Below are 18,868 nucleotides of genomic sequence, written 5' to 3'. Positions count from 1 at the left end.
AGTTTTCAAGGTGTAATATTTACGTAAACTATCGCCGCCACAGCATTGTGGTTCTTTTTTTGATTTTAGCTCAGGCGGAAGAGTGTCTGATATTTTGCTAGAATGTTAATCTTCGAGTTGTGCGGAAGTGGCTCAGCGGTAGAGCATCGCCTTGCCAAGGCGAGGGTCGCGGGTTCGATTCCCGTCTTCCGCTCCATAGCCTTTAAGGCCGTCATATTTACGGGATGTAGCTCAGCTTGGTAGAGCACCTGGTTTGGGACCAGGGGGTCGCATGTTCGAATCGTGTCATCCCGATAGGAACAATTGAAGGCAGCCAGTTGTCGGATAGAAACCGACAGCTGGCTGCTTTTTTACATGCTCTCCATTGTCGGATATTCATGGCAAAGTACGCAAAACAATAATTATATATTTAATATCAGAATTATTTTATTGAAAAACGATAAATGTGTGTTAAGCTTATGGTAAACTAACCCTAAGGCGATGTTGAAGGAGTAGAGGAGGTATCTATAATGGAGCAGCATAATCCTATTATGGCCTGCATGGATAGTCCGCGTGAGTTGGAAAGATTGTATCGACGTGAGCCAGAGCTATTCAAGCGGTCATTCTTATCTGCATGGGAGCGAAATCCCGAGTCAAAGATTTTAGCGGTCTGGAATGAGCGATTATACTTTCAGGAGGTGGTCGAGCCCGGTAAGGCATTGGCCCCTCGGAGAGATTTTGTCATCATGGGTGTTCTGGCTGTTCTGGCGGGAATTAGCGCTCGGGCTATTCTGTATTTCACAGGTGATCTGGCAAGCGGTCCGGTGAACCTCGTGATGGGCGTACTGTTGTTCATGGCCGCTCTGTTCATGTATAAGAACGTACCACGCAAAGAGATTATTCTCACCGTTGGATCGTTATTTGCTATCTCCGGCGTGTATTTGAATCTGCTTCCATTGCAGCAGGAAGACAGTACACTGCTAGTCTATTTGCATCTTCCTGTTCTGTTATGGGCGCTATTGGGGCTGGCATTCACGGGGAATCAATATCGAGAGAGTGATGCAAGGCTAGCTTTTCTTAAATTTAACGGGGAAATAAGCATCCTCTATGCAAGTATGGCGATCAGCGGGATGCTGTTGTCTTTGCTGACGCTGCGGTTATTTAGTTTGGCGGGCTTGGAGATAGAGGAATTTTATTTTCGCAATGTCGTCGTATTCGGCGCCGCAGCTCTCGCTATTGTGGCGGCATATCTTATTTCAGGGAATCTGAAGCTTGCGAGAAATATAGTGCCTTATCTCGCTAGAATCTTTAGCCCCCTTGTGCTGGTTACGCTGCTTGTCTATGTAGTTACGGCGATCGGAATCGGTAGTAATCCATTTCAAGACCGTAATTTTCTAATGTCCTTCAATGGTATACTCGTAGTTGTACTGGCTGTCTCTGTGTTCTCCATTACCGAGCGCGGAACGGACGAGAAGAAGAACCTGTCGGATTATATCAATGGAGCTCTGATCGTTCTGGCTCTGATCCTCAATACGGTGGCGCTGCTTGCAATCGCGTTCCGGCTGTCGTCTTATGGAATTACGCCGAATCGTTGTGCGGTTCTAGGCGCTAACTTGTTAATTTGGAGTCATTTGATATGGATTATGCTTTCCTATGTTCGCTTTCTGCAAAATAAAACCGGACCGGCGGCCATTCAGAGCGCCGTGACGAAGTATTTGCCGATTTACGGAGTGTGGGCAGCTGTAGTTACGTTCACGTTCCCATTTCTTTTCTGACATAAGGCCGGATGCGGATAGCAGCCAACTGATCAGAATACAAGCGGGCCATCCGGTTAGGATGGCCTGTTATGTGGATCATGACATATGGTGAGCGTCAGCTTTACTCCGTCGTCTCCTGAGCGCTAGGCTTTCCTTGCCTGCTCGGATTGTTGGATCGCGCCGGATTTTTCTTCGGGGTGCTTTTCTCGGGCTTGGCTTTTGTGCTCATTCATTATTCACCTCCTGCGTTATCCATGAGAAGTATTTCACCAAACGGATATCCTTATTAACGTTATGACAAAATGGATTACTCTTGTTACAGATCGAGCTCGACCATCGATTGCGCTAGTGAAGGCGTATCTGTAATGATGCCGTCAATTTTGAACTTCAGCATCTCTTTCAGATTATTCCGCCCGTTCACCGTCCACACCCACACTTCACGGTCGGCGGCGTGCGCTTGGTTTAACAGCTGCTTGGTCACCATGACTTGCTCGACGGTATAAAAGTCCACATCCAGCGATGACAGGTTGCCGACGGCGAAATACATAATCTGGCCGATTCGGATATCCGGATCTATCCCGCGGATTTGGCGGAGCATAGCGCTGTCGAACGACTGAATGTATACTTCTTCCTCCATCTCATAGGCACGAATGAGCCGAATTACCTCTCGGACTAAAGGTTCGCTTGAGCCATAGGGCTTCAAGTCGAGCAGTAGCTTAATCCGTCCTTTGGCCTCAGCCATGATTTCCTCCAACGAGGCGATGCCAACCGGCGTCCCATCCTCTTCATGACCGATAATGAGCTGTTTTACCTGCGCATAGGTTAGATCGGATACCCGGCTGTTCACGCCGGCCATTCGCTGCAGCGTGGCATCATGATTTAGCACAGCTACGCCGTCTTGGGTCAACTGCACGTCGATCTCCACGGATTGAATGCCTTTGTCGATCGCATGTAGAACAGCCGGAAGCGAATTCTCGGGAGCATTCTCAACGTCGCCCCGATGAGCCGAAATCAGTACGCTCCACTTGGCATAGACTAGATGGCCGCTTGCTTTCAGGCCGACGAATAGCGTGGACGCCATATAGATTGCGACGAATGCGGTGAAAAACACCCGCCGACGCGCAAGTCGTTTCATTATTTCCGTGAGGCTGTCCTCCAGGCGGCCGAGGAAGCTGCGATACAGCTTCAGGCGGTCGTGCGGATGGCGTCCTTTTTCCCGGGTGAATACATAGAACAAGCGCGTTAGTATGATGATGTTAAGAGGCATGATCGCCAATGTCATGACGTACGTCAGCATGGTCGTCAGAGTTAAGGAATAGTGCTCGGTGAACGCTTTCAATATATTGTGGTTGATCCAGTAGGGAAAGAACGACAGCGCCGAAATGACTGCAAATCCGGTACCGATGATGACCGCATTGCAGAAGAACAGGGACATGAGTACGTTCAAGCGCCGACCGCGCGTCAGATCGAGACTGCTCCGAATGGCCGCGCCGATTGGTTTGCCCTCCAAGACGATGTAATGCAGGACGAAGATCCATCTAAGCACCAAGTAAGCTGCCGCCGCTAATAGAATGCCATAGACGATTGACATAATGAGCGACGGATGCATGAAGTTGCGCTCTAGAAAGAGCGGCACGTTGAACAGCGCATAGAACGATTTCGACATCGGTGAATCGACGAACGGAATCAGCACAAGCAGCATCACGAGCAGCTGTACTGCACCGAATCCCATCAGTCGAGGAGTCTGGCGGAGCGCAGTTAGCAGCGCATCCACGATGGCTATTCGATTGCCGAAATATCGCTGCTGCACGAGAATGATCAGTACGCACAGCTCAATGAATACCGTGAAGGAAGCAACCATCCCAATTAGGGTTAGTCCGAGCATGCCCTGCCAGCTCGAGCCGAGCTGAACGACATCATCGTTCATTAATGATCCGGAACCGATAACGGTCAGAACGCGGTTGAAGATGAACGTCATAATCGGAATAATGATGACGCTGGTAAGCAGCATAAATAAATATTCGAACAGCAGAAGCTGGGGATAAGCGGCACGGAAGTCGCGGATGCTTCGACTGAGCAGTCTGAGCATGGTGTTCATCCTTTCATCAAGCAGACCTTAATAATGCTGAGAAGCTATTCTAGTAATAAAGATACAGGATTACTCTAAATTATACTAGAATGTCAGGACGATATTCATTCCCAAATCTATGGACTAGAGACTAGGTCATGTGAAAGCGGGCATAGGATATCACTTGGCTTAATAAGCTTGTCGGAAGAGCCGGTAATCGGCCAACATCAAACGGGAGGAATGGATGGAATGAACCATCACTATGATGTCATCATTGTCGGCGCCCGGGTTGCTGGCGCAACGCTTGCTTACGAGCTGTCACAAGCGGGCTATGAAGTGCTGCTGGTTGATAAAGGCGAATTCCCGAGCGATACATTATCAACCCATAATTTCTTCAACAATTCTGTAGCGATTTTGCGGCAGATGGGGGTGCTGGACCGGCTGCTGGCGACCGGCACGCCGTTGTACCGAAGGGCGGTCGTCCAGCTTGAAGACGCTGTCATCGACGGCGAGTTTCCCGCGGTGCACCAGGAAACCGAGTGCTTGTGTATTCGACGGATCTATTTGGATCAGGCTTTGTTTGAGCATGCGGCGGCGCAGAGCCGCGTCACCGCAATCGAAGGCTTTCGCGTAACGGATGTCATTCGGGAGGGAAACACGATTACCGGAATTGCGGGTGTCCACCGCAGCGGGGCGGTGGAGCGGTTCATAGCCAAGCTTGTGGTCGGCGCCGATGGCCGCAATTCAACTATACGAAGCCGAGTGAACAGCATGCGCCTGAGGACGGTTCCAACCGATTATGCGTCCTATGTTGGCTATTTCTCAGGCTACGAGCAGGATGGAGCCATCCATGTGGAGATGTATAAAATTAAGGATAAATTGGTCATCGCGTTTCCAACGAGCGATCATTTGTACGTTATCGGCGCGATGTTTCCGCTAGATGATCAGGAATGGAGCAGTCGGTTCGCTCAATCTTCGGAAGTCGCTATGCGAGAGTTAATCGACATCAGCTTTACAGACTCGCCATTGCCGGAGCGACTGCGCAAATCTGCTCTTGTTGGCAGAATACGCGGAATGAGAGGATATGACAACGATTGGTATCAAGGAATGGGAGAAGGGTGGGCACTCGTCGGAGACGCGTTATCCTTCAAGGACCCTGCTGTCGGGCAGGGCATGCATGACGCATTGCAAGGAGCGCGTATCTTAACTGGCATCTTATCCGGGCACGAGCGCTGGGATACGCATTGGGGGGAAATGGCACACAAATATGCGAGTATGACGGAAGCGGCAATGCTGCCCCGTTATCATATGGCGTGCCAGATTACGAAGAACGTTCCGTTCACGCCGGAGCAGATGGCAGTTAATCGGTTAATCGCTACTCATCCCGAAGCGACAAAGGCATTCCTGGGCGTGTATAATCATGCGCTTGAGCCGGAGCAACTCGAACAGATTATAGGACGGCTGCTACAAGGAGGATAATATAATAGATTGGCGAATACCCCAGCTGCTGGTAGTATGAAATAGGGTGATGATCATGAAATGGCTGATTATTTCGGTTGTCGGGCTGTTAATGCTGCTTGGCATTGGGTATATTTTTACAGGCATATACGGATACCCTTGGAAGCATGCTGAATTGAGACAAGAGGCGGCAACCTATATGAAAGAAAAGTACAATATGGACGTATCGGTAAGAGGGAGCTCTTATATTCCTAAGTTCAATCAGTATAGGGCCGAGGTTTACGATGTCATGGATGTCAGCAAGCAGAAGAGGATATTCGTCGAACAATCGGCGTCTTATGGCGATCTGGAGGATAACTACGGCATGGTCTACTGGAAAAGCCAGGTTGAGGACGAGCTGAAGGAACGGTATCCGACGTTGTACGAATTAAGCGACATCGATCAAATCGACCTTGATATACCATATTATACGGCTTCTCTAGAAGAAGGGGTAAGCAGCATCGCAGACGAACGCGGAATTTTTATTCCTGAAGAACCGGTTCTTTCTTATATATTAAATATCCATCTAACAACTGCGGATTTCTCCGAAACGCTCCTGCAAGAGCTATTGCTTATGATTCAGGACTTAGAGCAGTACGAGCGGAGAATAGAGCTGTTCGCAGCGTGTAAGGAAGCGAGCAACGGCGCTAACGCAGCAGGAACAACGAAGCTGCTAAGCATTGAATACGAACAGCTACATCACATTGACACAATCGATGATCTGAAGAAGGAAATGTCGGTTATTTAGGTACAATGAAAGGGTACTTTGCTCTCGCTTACTAGATAAGCGAGAGCAGCCAAGGGGTTGCGAGAAGAGTAATAAAGGCGGTAAAGATCATCGCAACGGCTGCGACCGAGCCGGTCATGGCGTCGTATTCCAGCGCCTTGGTAATGCCGGCAGCGTGGGAGCCTGTCCCGAACAGAATGCCCCGCCCTACAGGGTTCTCGATACGGAACCAGCGGACGATAAGCGGTCCGATGATGAGGCCGAGTACGCCTGTAATTAGAGTAGCGACGGCGGTAATCGTGAGTACACCGCCGGTCGTGCCAGATACGGCGATTGCGATAGGCGTCGTCGCGGAGCGCGGCGCAAGACTATTGACGAGCTCTGGCTTTAATCCAAGCAGCCAGGCAAGTCCAGCGGAAGAGATGATGGCGGCAATCGCTCCGGTGCCTGCGCCAGCGAGAATCGCAAGGGCGTTCCGTTTCAGCGCGTCGAGGTGTCGATACAACGTCACGGCGAGCGCAATTGTAGCCGGTTCGACCATATCGCTTAGCAGATGTGCCCCTTGATCGTATTCGTCGAATTTGACGTCCGATAACTCAAGCACGGTAATGACGATAGCAGGGGTGACGAGCAGCGGAGTCAAATAAATTTTCGGATAAGCTCGGTATAATCCTTTGACCCCGCGATATACAATATACGTAAATATAAGCCAGCAGACGCCGCTTAGCATGCTGCGTTCCTCCCTTGCTTCTGCCGCGCTGCAACCTTCTCTCCAATCCATCCAGCGCATACCATGACCACAATGGTGCTGCTTATGATGACAATCGCCATGCGAAGCCCGCTATGAACGACTAAGTCTGTGTATTTCATTACGCCGACCGCTGCTGGTATAAAGAACAGCAGCATCTCTGCGAGCAGCCAATCCGCACCTTGACTAATCCACTGCAGCTTGATGATCTTCAGCTTCAGCAGCACGAATAGAATAAAGATGCCGGCGATAGTACCAGGTACCGGGAGCCGCAGCCAATCAACCAGCGCGTCAGACAACTGGGCGAGCGCGATGAAGAACGCAATCTGAATCATAATTCGAAGCCATTTGCGAGCCATCTGTCCCTACTCCTTCATATCAGGGTCTTATTAAACGGCATTCGTTGCCGCTAGTTCGTATGAAGGAAAGTATACGCCTAGCCCAATCATGCGTAAAATGAATATATTGAATTATTTACATTCCAATATGGAATGATTATAAGGGGCTGGCATTATAAATCTATGGATATCCGCCATTTGCAATGTATAACGGAAATTGTGCGCCATCGCAGCTTTACGAAAGCTGCCGAAGTGCTGCACTTGACGCAGCCATCGGTCAGTAAAATTGTACGGTCGCTGGAGGAGGAACTTAACGTTGAACTGTTCGTCAGGGAGGGTAAGCAGGTGAGGCTGACAGATGCCGGCGAGACGATCTACCGTCACGCCGGTCCCATTCTTCAGCTGTTCGACGGGCTCGTTACTGAGCTTGGCGAGCTCACTTACTTGAACAAGGGAACCGTTCGGATCGGGCTGCCGCCTATGGCAGGGGCGCGGTTCTTCCCGCCGATCATTAAGCGGTTCCGGGATAGGTACCCCGGCATTGCCATTCAGCTTGTGGAAGAAGGGGCGAAGAAGATAGAAGAGAGTATCGCTGACGGCTCGTTGGAAGCGGGCGTAGTATTGCTTCCTGTTGATCCAGAAGCGTTCGAGACGTATCCGATCGTAGACGATCGGATGAATGTGCTCGTTGCGCCCTCGCATCCGCTGGCAGACAGGGAGCGAATTGAGCTGGCGGAGCTGGCGGGCGAGTCATTCATTCTGTTCAACGATGATTTCGCGCTGCATGATCGGATTATCGGCGAATGCCGAAAGGAGGGCTTCGAGCCTCACATCTTATATGAGAGCTCTCAATGGGATTTTATTGGGGAGCTGGCCGGCGCCGGGCTCGGGGTCGCTATGCTGCCCGACGCGATGTGTCGGCGGCTTCACCCGGAGTTAGTGCGGGCCATTCCGCTTGTGCAGCCTGTCATCCCTTGGCGGTTGGCAATGGCGTGGCGCAAGGAAGGGTATCTGTCCATGGCGACGCGGGAGTGGATTCGGTTCACACGAGAGCTGTTCGCTGAAGCTTCGGTGCATCACTAAACGTCTGTAAAGCAAAGCTGCAGCAGGTCATCTCGACCCGCTGCAGCTTTCTACAATTATAACCCGATGATTACGTAATTGCTTAAACTGCCCATCCAAGCTTTGTCTTGCTGTTCCTCTGGCAGTTTAATGAGTATGTTCTTTATCTCGTCCAATAGTTCATCCTGATCGATCCTAGCAGCCAGACGTATAACGATGTAGGTATTGCCTGCATCGACTTGCTTCGATAGCAAAGTGCCGAGTTCGGATGATGATTTAGATTCCAGACCATTCACCACATAATAATCCTTGGAGCCGTCTACAGCTTCAAAATCCGAAATTTGATCGTCCGCCCAGAATTCATTCGACAATGTGAAGCCCAACGATTGTGCCGTCTCATCGCTGGAGTTGAAGAGAAGATAAGGAATGCCGCTGTTCGTTTCGTTGTTCGTAGAGTCGACATTGACCCAGCCGTTAGCGAGCTTTACCTTGTTCCATGCATGCGGAACACCATCCATATCGCCGGTCACGACGATTGACTCCAGTCCTGCGAGATCGCTTAGCATTTTGTATACGGATGCATAGGAGGCGCACACGCCGACCTTCTTAACCATAATGCCGTAAGTCGTGAACGAGTCATTAAATTCGGCATCGACTTTCTTAAAGTCGTTAGCTTCTGCATTCTCGAGTGCAGCTTCATCATACCTCGAGTTGTCGTTCAAATAATCGTAGATCGCCTTGTATTTCTCTTCATCGGACATCTCCGGCTTAATCGTGTCGGCAATAATTTTTCCTGCCTCCGTAACAATTTCCTGCTGCTTCTTCTTGATGCTGTCCGCGGATTCTTCGTATTTCAACGTAAGCTTCAAGGTGCCGTAATTATATTCCCATCCCCGCAGCCCGAGAATAAGGGGGTTCTGATAGACAACCTCCTGCAGGACATCGGAGAGAGTCTCGAAGTTTTGAGCTTCTGGAAAGGCCTTCAGCGAGACGCTGTTTTGAGCATCAATCAAGTTCACGGCCAAATATTCTTCAAGCGCCGTATTGGCATTAATCTTGACGTCCTCAATTACTTCAGGAGTAGGCAGCGGCTGCTGGTTACCCTCGTCGACCTTCTTCTTCGTATTTTCCTTCTGGGCTTCTTCAATGCTCTGCTCCTGCTCGTTGCTGGAAGATGGAGCCTCAATAATTGTCGGTACATCCGGGCTCGGTACATAGGGGGTTGTATTCTCAGGCGCAACCAACCCGGTAGAGCTTTCTTGCGACTGTGCTTTGGCAAGTGCCTGAAGATCGGCATCTGTTAGATTCTTGACCTTGACCGTGCCTTTCATTGCCGTACCTTTAATTGCAAAAGGAAGATTAGTTTCTCCGAATTCTGCAATGGTTACATTCGTATCGTAGATGACGTCTCTCGGAGCAACGGAACCATCAATGAAGGTCACGTCAACGCTCAATGGCAAAGAAGAAGTGCTGTCGAATAATTTGAAGAAAATATTGTTTGTTTCTTTAAGCTCGTGCGGCAGCTGGGAAGAGAGCGTGACCGTACTGACGGCATTGCTTAAGATGGATTCCTTGCCATCCTTGACTGCTGTAACATAATACTCCCCATTGACGCCCCTGTTCTGTGCTGAGATTAGATCTTCAACCTGAAGGAGGCCGCCTTTGCCGTCATGGAGAAAATCGTCGAACTCGGTTCCCTTCACCGTGGCCTCGAGGCTCGGTCCAAGTCCGCTATATCCTTCTTCGGCCCCTGTTACCGGAAGATTCTTTGTATCGAGCAGTACGATTTTGCGGCGTTGATAAATTTTGTACTCAGTAGCGCCTTGTACTGCGTTCCACGTCAATTTCAAACGGCCATCTTGGCTGACGGTCGCCTTCAGGTTGGGCACTTCTACATCAGACTTGACGGTGAATGGAATGATAATCGGCTTATCGAGCTTGGTAGGCGTTGTCGCATCCATATCGTAGTTGATCCGAATGTAGTAGATCGGCGCATTACCCCAGCCCTCATATTGGTTCAGATGATCGGGGGAGGCAAGCACAGGCATCATTGGCTTGATTTCGAGCGTACTCTTATTCTCACCATAGTCTTTGGGAGAGATAAAGCTTGAGATGCGACTCGCTTCTTCCGCTTTAATATCGGTGTGGACGGTGATAACGTCCTTCTCGCCCGAAATGTCGCTGTTGAATTTGAATTCGAACACTTTATCACGGGGAACATTGTACATCGGCATGATGGACTTGTCCTGATCGGAGCCGTATTTTTTCTTAAGGTCAAGAACCGTTCCTCCGGTAGTGTTGGTTTGAATCACCTTGTCCGAGGGAGCTTGAACTTGCTTTACTTCTGGTTTATCTCCGTCTGTGCAAGCTACAAGCAGCAAGCTTGCTAGCAGAAGTAAGGTTATTACCTTGTTCAACTCATACACCTTCCTTTAGTTAATATTTTGAAATTTATAGATTTTGTGGTACTAAGACAATAAATAACATTATAATACAACATTATATTAAATCATGGTAGACATATGGCGATTTTTGTATAATAAAGAGCTTCGGAGAACCTTTCTCCGAAGCTTGTGCTTACTTGCGTCGCTCGTGGTATCTTGAAACTTCATTACCGGCAGGACCGTAATGATAGAGGTACAGGACATAATGAATCTCGACTCTGTTGCTTTTGGTTTCTGCTCCCGGAACCTGTCGCTACATGTAGAAAAGATAAAGGTTCACACGCTAGGAGGCCGGTAATGGCTTACGATTTACTGCTTAACTTTATTGATCAATTCGGTGCGGTCTCATTATTTCTCACCCTATGTTTAGGGGTTGTGGGACTTCCAGTACCGAATGAGGTCGTCGCCATAACCGGAGGAGCGCTTAGCTCTGGAGGATTGATTAACACGGTGCCGGCATTCATCTTTTTGTATATGGGTGTGTGCTCGGGGGCGACGGTTGGCTATATGCTTGGCAAATTTTCAGCTCAGAAGCTTATTCGCCGGTTTCTTCGCCAACCGAATATTGGCAAGTTCATGGCCAAAGCTGAAGCGCTTAACGCCAAATATGGCAGCTTCGCGGTGAGCATCAGCTGCTTCTTCCCACTGCTGCGGAATGTGATGCCTTACTTGGTCGGGGTGAATGGGATGGGTTATCGGAGGTTCGCGCTGTTCTCCTATACGACTGCTTTCGTATGGACCTCCATTTACTTTATTATCGGCACGTTCGTTGGCAATCGGTTGGACGAAATTAACGGACTAATTGACCGTTACGGTTACTATTCGCTGGGCGTATTAGCTGTTATCGCCGCAGCCTATGCAGCGATACGGTTAGCGGTTAAGCGCAAGCGCCAATCGTCTAAGCCGGACGCGTCGGCAGGACTATAAACAGCAACACACCGCCATTGGGCCGAGCCCTTGGCGGTGTATTGGTATATAAAGCTATTAGTTCAGCGTAACGCTAAATTTCGCTCCCGCTTCGCCGGCGAACATAATCGTACCGCTCGCAGGAAGGACGGTCGTATTGTCCGGGCTGACGATGCCATAATCAACGCACGTTCCGTTCTCGTCATATACCGCGTACGAGCCTTTGGCTGATGTGGATACCGTTATCGTTTTACCTGCGGCCTTATCAGGAATGGTGTACCATTTCGCATACCCGGTCGCTGGTATCGTTACGGATGAGCGCTTGCCCGCGTAAAGCGGCTTTAATGCATCTTGACTTACGAATAGTGCGCCTCCGGTTAACAGATATTCCGTTCCATCCTGCTGATAGAAACGAAGAGGTGTGTAATCGCGGCTTCCCGTCGAAGGAATTTGATGGTCGGGTGTTGCTGCGTTCGCGTCGATGATTTTACGATCCACCACATATCCAGGAGCTTCTTGGAACAGTTCAATCAGGAGGACAGGCGGCAACAAGAATGTGACGGAGGTATATTTCTCGTTAATGAGATAGTAGGTCTTGCCGTCTCTTTCTTTCCAGGCGGCGAGCACTTCCTCCGAGACCTCGTTAGGCGCCAGCTTCTCGGCAGCGTATTCGGATAAAGCGAGTTGACTGAACCCCGGAATCGTAATATATTGCTGCGTCCATAAGTAAGTGCGCCCGTTGTCTTCCTTGACGATGTTGATCTTGACGCTTCCGTCATCACTTAGGAACGAGCCGTCTTCGGAATAAGTATATTTCTCAGCCGGATATTCTGGGGCTTGAGGCGTCGTAATCGACATGATCCCATCCTTCGTGATGTCTACTTTAATTAATGAATTGGTTGAGCCGTACATTCCTGATTCATCTAGCAATTGAGCCGGTATTTCGGCTTTGACTGGCTTCCCGTGCGATTTTTCCCCTTTAATCTGGTCAATCGCACCTTTCTCCTGCAGTGCTTGAAGCAGCATATCGCTCGCGAGCAGCTGATCCAGCGAGCTTGAGCCTCCGGATGACAGAACGGCTGCAGCCATATTGTGTTCAGGGAGAACGATTAGTGAGGCATGATACAGAATCGTATCTCCGCCCTTCGTTAACGCCGAGATGCCATATTCGCTGAATGGATACAAGCTTACACTGTCCCAGCCCAGCCCGAAGTTGATGATGTTATCGGAATCCTCCGGCCAAATTCCCTTCTTATATTCCGGCTCAGCCATTGCAGCCGTCGATGCTGGCGACAGAATGCCCTTCGCCTGTCCGGTGAAAATTTGGGAGAACCGAACCAGATCCTCCGCCGTGGAATAAATGCCTCCCGTACCGATGGAGTTTACAATCTCGCTCGGCAGCTGATTACGGAAAGGAGGGTAATAAAGCGCCGCCATCTCCGATTCGTTCAATGGGCTCAGAGGTGTCCCTGTATTTGTTAAACCGAGCGGCTTGCTAAAAGACTGATGAATGTAGGACGTGAAATCAACACCGCTGACTCTCTCAACCAAAATTTCGGCTAGAGAGAAGCAGTCATTACAATAGACTGAGAATGCGCCCGGATCAGCCTTCAGCTGTTGATCGGCAAGCTGCTTAAGCAGCGTATCGTGCGCATATGTATCGTTATCAGATAATAAGAAGGAATTTGAGAGCGAAGATCCCTCGAAACCGGCGGAATGATTCAGCAGCATACGAGGCGTAATCTGCTTATAGCGCTCATCCTTCATTGTAAAATCCGGTATATATTCTACGACAGGACGATCAAGGTCAAGCTTGCCTGCATCGACGAGCTTCATGACAGATGCAGCGGTGAACATTTTACTGGTTGAGCCGATACCGTATATCGTGTTTGCGGTCAGCGGCTTCTTCCCAGCCATATCGTTGACGCCGGACTGCCCGGAGACGACGATCTTTCCTTGATCGATGAGAGCGTACTGAATGCTTGTTACACCATATTGAGTCGTAAGAAGCGAGGCTTTCTCAGTTGCGGCTTTAATCGTTTGCTCATAAGCCTGCGGTTCTTCGGTAGCGGCGGCAGCCGCTATACTCGCCGGAGCAAGCATGGTCAGGATTAGCACCATCATAGCTAACATGCGAAACAATCTTTTAGTCTTCATAGCACCCTCCTAAGAATGTAGATAATGGTATTACGTAATACTGTCCCAGGAGGTTTCTACCATTTTCCGCAATAAAAATAGAGCTCCCCCTACTGCAGTCGGATACGGTTCTTCAACCCATCTGCAATAAGGAGAGCAAAGCTTAAAGCGATAATTGCTGCTCGATGCTTGCTGCGATTTTATCAATATCGTCAGCAGGCTCGAAGCGTGCGACAACTTGTCCTTGCCGATCGATAAGAAACTTTGTGAAATTCCATTTAATAGAATCTCCGTGAAGCCATTCCGGATTCATGTCCGTAATCATCAGCTTCAATAGCTTCTCGTTAATGTTTGACTCGTCGAAGCCTTTGAACGGGGCGGCCTTCTTCAAATAATCAAACAGCGGGTGAGCCGATTCGCCGTTCACGTCGACCTTGGCCAGCATCGGAAATTTCACCCCATAATTAATCTGGCAGAATGAAGCAGCTTCCTCGTTGCTTCCGGGCTCCTGACCGCCGAACTGGTTGCATGGGAAGCCGAGAAACTCCACACCAGCCTCATGGTATTGATCGTACAGGCTCTGCAGTTCGCTGAATTGGGAAGTGAACTTACACTTACTTGCTGTATTCATAATGAGAACTGGCTTCCCTTCGTATTGATACAGGGGAATTCGCTTGCCGTTCGATTGACGTACAGTAAAATCATAAATGGTCATAAGAGCACCTCTTGGCTATTGATAGGGGATTATATTTTTGTCGACTGCCGAGAGGGAATACTTTAGAGATGATTTATGACTTTCGTGTGAACATGCCTCGAACGGTGTATGTCGGTGCTCGGTAGTAAGTTATCTTGCAAATGCGGTCGACATAATCCCAGTCCTCCTGCATATCGAAAGCCCATACATAAGTAAAAATCATTCCGTACATGTCGCTGGCGGCAGCGGCTTCGAATATATCTTGTCGGAATTGATCCACTAATCGCCACATTTCAGGATTAAACTGAAAATATGGGGCCAGTAATTCAATCGTCATATGGTTGTGGAACAATTTCAACTCCGTTATCTTTTCCAGCTCATGTCCCACTGTCTTCAATATCATAAGAGGCATGTTTGCACATAAATTCCCTTTATTCTGGAAACATTACGTCCAGTCATTATAAGCGAATAAGGGGAGTCGAACGTTGAAGTTTGTCCAGATGGCTCTTGAGCTAGTCGTTGGCTTCATCCTACTGTTCGTTATTGTAAAGATCGTCGGTAGAAAAATTATTACGCAGGTTACGCCATTTACGTTCATTACGGCCGTCGCTATTGGAGAAATTCTCGGTAATGCGCTGTATGACCGTCATGTCGGGGTTATTGATATCGTGTTCGCGATGACGGTGTGGGGGGCATTGCTGCTCATCGTCGAATATTTGGGGCTGAAGCTGCTGTGGTTTCGCGGCATCGTGGACGGTAAACCGACCGCCCTTATTCGTGATGGAGTTATTGACCGGCAAGCGTTGAGGAAAAGCTGGATAAGTCTAAATCAGCTGCAAAGCCTTCTGAGGCAGAGCGAAACCTTCTCGATCCGCGAGGTTGCTTATTGTTATCTGGAGTTCAATGGAGCTATTAGTATTCTGAAGAAGCCGCAATATCAGAAGACGACGCAGGGGGATTTGGGTCTTCCTAGTTCTCCTCTTTATGTGCCTGTTACGCTCATACGAGACGGTAAGGTACTGTGGAACGAGGTGAGGGAATTGGGGTACGACGAAATATGGCTGACCAAGCAGCTTCAGATGCATCAAGTGAATGATCCAGGTGATGTATTTATTGCGGAGTGGCTGGAGGGAGACGGGCTTTTCGTTCAAGCCAAGACGAAGAGGTAATCAGACGGATAGGATATCCGAAATTGAAAGACACCCGTAAGCCTCTTCTCGATACGCGGATGAGTTTACGGGTGCTATTAGCGAGAGTCTGTTCTCTGTGTACAGCGGCTGACTTTGCCGATACGCCCTTAAGGTTTATGGACGAGAGGTAAGAGGACTAACGCTTCGGTGCCTTGTCCCTTCTTGCTGTGATACTGAACGGTTCCATTCATAATCTCAATAATTCGGAAGGTCACCATTAGGCCGAGTCCGGTTCCTGTATTCTTAGTTGAGTAGTATGGCTCTCCTAGCTTAGCAAGCTGCGTTTCGTCCATCCCTTCCCCGTTATCGGAGATGCAGATGCCAGCCATGCCGTTGCTTTCGTACGTGCTTATGCTTACCATTCCGTCTTTCTTCTCATGAATGGCTTCGATGCTGTTCTTTATAATGTTCATAACAGCTTGCTTGAACTTCGCCGAGCTGCCCATTACATACAGCGGAGTGGCGGCTTCAACCTGCAGGATGGTGCCGCGCATGGCGGCCAGTGGGCTCATTATTGTCTCGATGACGGCCATTTCCTGTTGAAGATTGAGCTCTTCGATGGTTGAATCCAGATCTGGCTTGGCGAAGGTAAGGAAGTCGGTAATCATCATCGAAGCCCGATCCAGCTCATCGATTGCAATCGAGAAATGGGATTTGGAGGCTTCGTTAGATTTGCCGGAGATGAACTGCAAGAACCCTCTTGTCACCTGCAGAGGATTGCGCACCTCATGAGCGATCGATGCCGCAAGCTCACTCACGAATTTCATTTTCTCCGTACGCTGAAGCTGGTGGTTGAACAGCTCTAATTCCTCTGAGTAAGCCAAGAGCTGTCTTCGATCAGCCGAAATCCTCCGGGCAAGTACAACGACGAACGAGAGAATAAGCCACATAACGCCAATTTTCCAGAAGTAGAGCATTGGATGCGCTTCGTCAGTGTACATGATGTAGAGGTCCACCCCGAACGCAATGGCAAAGCCGGCGAATCCCATTATAAGAATGCTGCCGTTCTTGTTGCCTTGAATGGCTTGGACGATGGACTGTCCGATAACGAGCATGAGATGTATCAGCAATATAGGCGCGAGCAGGGTGAACGTGAAGAGCTTGTAATAGACGTACAAGGGCTCCCCGACCACATTGTAAATCAGCAGGATCATGAAACAGAACATATTATAGATGACAAACCATTGTCCGAACCTTCGATATAAGGTTAACTTGCCTTCGAATACAGTGCCCGCATATAAGTGCAGTGCAGGAAAAACAACAATCATAGACAGGTCGAACAGCAATTGCAGCAGCTTACCGTATGATTTGAAGTAAGTAAACAGAAATGTCGAGTATGTAATGATCATAATGCTTACTGCAAGCGCCATCAGACTTAGCGATATCCACGCCTTGCGCTGATGAGTATGCAGGTAGCCAGAGACTAGCAGCATAATGACTGCCATGAAAGCGATAGATGAGCCGAGTAGAAGGTCAGGCAGCTCCTGGATTGTGCTTGCATGCGACAAAGCTTCGAAGCTACCGAGCCGTATGGAGCTGTTAAGCCCGGCCCGCTCCTGCGACGTGATACGTAAATACAGCTCGGACGGCACAGATTGCGGGTTGAGCGGTAAAAGCAGCTTATCGCGTTCAAAGCTAAAATCACGGGTTGATTGATAGATGAGCACGCCTTCGTGATAGACCGAGATGCTGGTGCCATATATCCGGCTGAAGAGCAGGCCAGGCGTTGTCCAGTCGGCTGTAGGCGGAATGGAGATATGAATCCATGCACCCGTAGAGCCTTTCGGAATCTTATTAGTGGGTCTGTTAAGGTCTGCCTTCAGCCAGGGCTCCGTCATGGAGGGGGCGTTAAGTCGTTCTGGCTGCGTTTTATCATTAAACCATTGCAATTCCCACTCTCGAACAATAATTTCGGCCGACTGCGCTTGATTAGCAAATCCAATGTGCGGAAAAGCAAGCAGAAGGGTAAGGATTACACCTACAAGCAGAATGGGCGTCTTGATGCGGAACAAGCTCATGAAGTCACCTCAGACAATGAACACATTTGGTCTCATATTAAGATTCAACATGATAAAATTCAACACGATTTGATTAATTCCTATGCATGGCGGCTGCTTTAGAAGAAATTTAGCTTCTCTGGCAGGTATTTGAACTAATAGGATACAGTAATTGTAAACTCTGAGCCGTTTTCGCATATTGGATGCAACCTTAGTGCGGCACGAGTGCGTCTATCCTATTATAGATGGCTAACCTATTAGGAGTGGGCGCGAATGTATTTTAGAAAGTCGATAGTGGTTGTGGGATGTGTCTTGATGCTGGCGGCATGTTGAGATGGAGCCGCCTCAGATGATAACCTTCGGCAGAGCACGGGTGATCCTAAGACAGCAGCGGCGACATCTGTATCACCGGACAGAGAGGCTGAGGAGGCCGGCTTCGTCGGGTACGTTGTACGTACGGAAGGAGACAAGATGCTGGTTGTTTCACCGGAATCGCGTGATTACAGCGCGAATGGCGGCATGAGCCATTTCTATGAAGCGATCTGGTTCACGAACATGCCGCCCGGTATCGAGCTGGGACACAAGGTAGAAGTATGGGCAGAGGGCGGAGGGGTTCTGGAATCCTATCCCGCGCAAGGGAGGGCGGATCGGGCGGAAGTGCTGGATCAAGCAAAGCCGAAGGGGGCGGTCATGTCGGAGTCGGAAGCGATTCGGAAAGTGATCACTTCGTATGAGATGAACGGTATTAGTGATCCGGTCATTACGGGCGCGAAATATGATCCATCCGCCGCGCGCTGGACTGTGTCCTTGGCGAGAAACGGGAAAGATAAGATCATCTCTGTTGAAGTATTCGACCAGGAACAGGAGCCAGATATGGGAGAGCTGTACGGTCTTGCGCTTAACGCGTTTATGCCAATTGATGAGGCGCTGAATGGCGATATGAAGTATATCGCGGTTGATATGAGTCATTTGGAGAACGTTGACGATATTGATAAGCAGCAAATTCTGAAAGCTTTGAGCGGTTATGAGGTTCCCGTGAAGAATTCTACTTTTGAGCAGCTATGGGAGGAAGAAGCTAAGGAGCGGGAGGCGAATTCGACCGCTTTGCAAGGCGTGCTGCTGCGCGTAGACCAAGTAGAGCTATCTAAGGAGCGAATGGTACTGGAGGGCTCGAAGTTCAGGGCGGAATTTGGCGCCATCGGAATGAGAGTCGTTGTGGAGCTGGCTGACGGCCTGTGGCAAGTGACGAAGGCAGATTTAACGTGGATTAGTTAAGCTGTAACGATAAGGGGCAAGGGACTATTATAATCGAAGGATGGGATTAC

13 protein-coding genes, 2 tRNA genes and 2 pseudogenes are annotated in these 18,868 nt (G+C 49.2%); 9 read left to right on the top strand and 8 right to left on the bottom strand.

Annotated features, from left to right (window positions below; genetic code table 11):
* The first annotated feature begins 121 nt into the window (after nt 1-121).
* From PXY01_RS15690 to PXY01_RS15680, 3 genes are all read left to right on the top strand, one after another.
* Nucleotides 122-196 (top strand) — tRNA-Gly (locus PXY01_RS15690).
* Between the two features lie 24 nt (nt 197-220).
* Nucleotides 221-294, top strand: a tRNA-Pro gene (locus tag PXY01_RS15685).
* A 215-nt stretch (nt 295-509) separates the two neighbouring features.
* Nucleotides 510-1,754 carry a DUF4153 domain-containing protein gene (locus PXY01_RS15680; RefSeq protein WP_127570958.1) on the top strand — a complete coding sequence of 415 codons (1,245 nt, stop codon included), beginning with the start codon at nt 510-512 and terminating at the stop codon, nt 1,752-1,754.
* 298 nt (nt 1,755-2,052) lie between these two features.
* Here PXY01_RS15680 and PXY01_RS15675 read toward each other — a convergent pair whose 3' ends face one another.
* Nucleotides 2,053-3,825, bottom strand: a complete 1,773-nt coding sequence (locus PXY01_RS15675) for a glycerophosphodiester phosphodiesterase (RefSeq protein WP_246027965.1) — start codon at nt 3,823-3,825, stop codon at nt 2,053-2,055.
* A gap of 228 nt (nt 3,826-4,053) precedes the next feature.
* Here PXY01_RS15675 and PXY01_RS15670 point away from each other — a divergent pair, with 228 nt between their 5' ends.
* Complete coding sequence (locus PXY01_RS15670; RefSeq protein ID WP_246027964.1) at nt 4,054-5,283, top strand: FAD-dependent oxidoreductase; 1,230 nt, start codon at nt 4,054-4,056, stop codon at nt 5,281-5,283.
* Between the two features lie 55 nt (nt 5,284-5,338).
* Complete coding sequence (locus PXY01_RS15665) at nt 5,339-6,049, top strand: hypothetical protein (protein ID WP_127570955.1); 711 nt, start codon at nt 5,339-5,341, stop codon at nt 6,047-6,049.
* Between the two features lie 31 nt (nt 6,050-6,080).
* Here the strand turns inward: PXY01_RS15665 and PXY01_RS15660 are convergent, their stop codons facing one another.
* Nucleotides 6,081-6,758 (bottom strand): LrgB family protein, encoded by a 678-nt coding sequence (locus PXY01_RS15660; protein WP_127570954.1) that lies wholly within the window; start codon nt 6,756-6,758, stop codon nt 6,081-6,083.
* On the bottom strand, nt 6,752-7,135 hold the full coding sequence (locus tag PXY01_RS15655) for a CidA/LrgA family protein (protein ID WP_127570953.1): 384 nt from the start codon (nt 7,133-7,135) through the stop codon (nt 6,752-6,754). The genes PXY01_RS15660 and PXY01_RS15655 overlap by 7 nt, the downstream gene beginning before the upstream one ends.
* 162 nt (nt 7,136-7,297) lie before the next feature.
* Between PXY01_RS15655 and PXY01_RS15650 the strand changes: the two genes are divergently transcribed.
* A complete protein-coding gene (locus PXY01_RS15650) occupies nt 7,298-8,197 on the top strand; it encodes a LysR family transcriptional regulator (RefSeq protein ID WP_127570952.1) in 900 nt (299 codons plus the stop codon).
* Nucleotides 8,198-8,253: 56 nt separating this feature from the next.
* Here PXY01_RS15650 and PXY01_RS15645 read toward each other — a convergent pair whose 3' ends face one another.
* Nucleotides 8,254-10,593 (bottom strand): transglutaminase domain-containing protein, encoded by a 2,340-nt coding sequence (locus PXY01_RS15645; RefSeq protein ID WP_127570951.1) that lies wholly within the window; start codon nt 10,591-10,593, stop codon nt 8,254-8,256.
* A gap of 324 nt (nt 10,594-10,917) precedes the next feature.
* Between PXY01_RS15645 and PXY01_RS15640 the strand changes: the two genes are divergently transcribed.
* On the top strand, nt 10,918-11,547 hold the full coding sequence (locus PXY01_RS15640; RefSeq protein WP_127570950.1) for a DedA family protein: 630 nt from the start codon (nt 10,918-10,920) through the stop codon (nt 11,545-11,547).
* A gap of 57 nt (nt 11,548-11,604) precedes the next feature.
* Here the strand turns inward: PXY01_RS15640 and PXY01_RS15635 are convergent, their stop codons facing one another.
* The 3 genes and pseudogenes from PXY01_RS15635 to PXY01_RS15625 all read right to left on the bottom strand — a co-directional run.
* Nucleotides 11,605-13,683, bottom strand: a complete 2,079-nt coding sequence (locus tag PXY01_RS15635) for a serine hydrolase domain-containing protein (protein ID WP_127570949.1) — start codon at nt 13,681-13,683, stop codon at nt 11,605-11,607.
* 142 nt (nt 13,684-13,825) lie between these two features.
* Nucleotides 13,826-14,377 carry a glutathione peroxidase gene (locus tag PXY01_RS15630; RefSeq protein ID WP_127570948.1) on the bottom strand — a complete coding sequence of 184 codons (552 nt, stop codon included), beginning with the start codon at nt 14,375-14,377 and terminating at the stop codon, nt 13,826-13,828.
* Between the two features lie 130 nt (nt 14,378-14,507).
* Nucleotides 14,508-14,768, bottom strand: a pseudogene (locus tag PXY01_RS15625) (shikimate kinase); the annotation flags it as partial.
* Nucleotides 14,769-14,841: 73 nt separating this feature from the next.
* Here PXY01_RS15625 and PXY01_RS15620 point away from each other — a divergent pair.
* Nucleotides 14,842-15,525 (top strand): DUF421 domain-containing protein, encoded by a 684-nt coding sequence (locus PXY01_RS15620; RefSeq protein WP_127570947.1) that lies wholly within the window; start codon nt 14,842-14,844, stop codon nt 15,523-15,525.
* Nucleotides 15,526-15,653: 128 nt separating this feature from the next.
* On the opposite strand, the gene PXY01_RS15615 is transcribed toward PXY01_RS15620, so the two are convergent.
* Nucleotides 15,654-17,564, bottom strand: a complete 1,911-nt coding sequence (locus tag PXY01_RS15615; RefSeq protein WP_127570946.1) for an ATP-binding protein — start codon at nt 17,562-17,564, stop codon at nt 15,654-15,656.
* Between the two features lie 432 nt (nt 17,565-17,996).
* Between PXY01_RS15615 and PXY01_RS15610 the strand changes: the two are divergent.
* Nucleotides 17,997-18,818, top strand: a pseudogene (locus PXY01_RS15610) (DUF3221 domain-containing protein); the annotation flags it as partial.
* Nucleotides 18,819-18,868 lie beyond the last annotated feature (50 nt).

The sequence above is a fragment of the Paenibacillus xylaniclasticus genome (assembly GCF_004001065.1).
Taxonomy (GTDB): domain Bacteria; phylum Bacillota; class Bacilli; order Paenibacillales; family Paenibacillaceae; genus Paenibacillus_T; species Paenibacillus_T xylaniclasticus.
The sequence above is the reverse complement of the archived record's forward strand: the minus strand, read 5'-3'. Positions and strand labels throughout refer to the sequence as shown.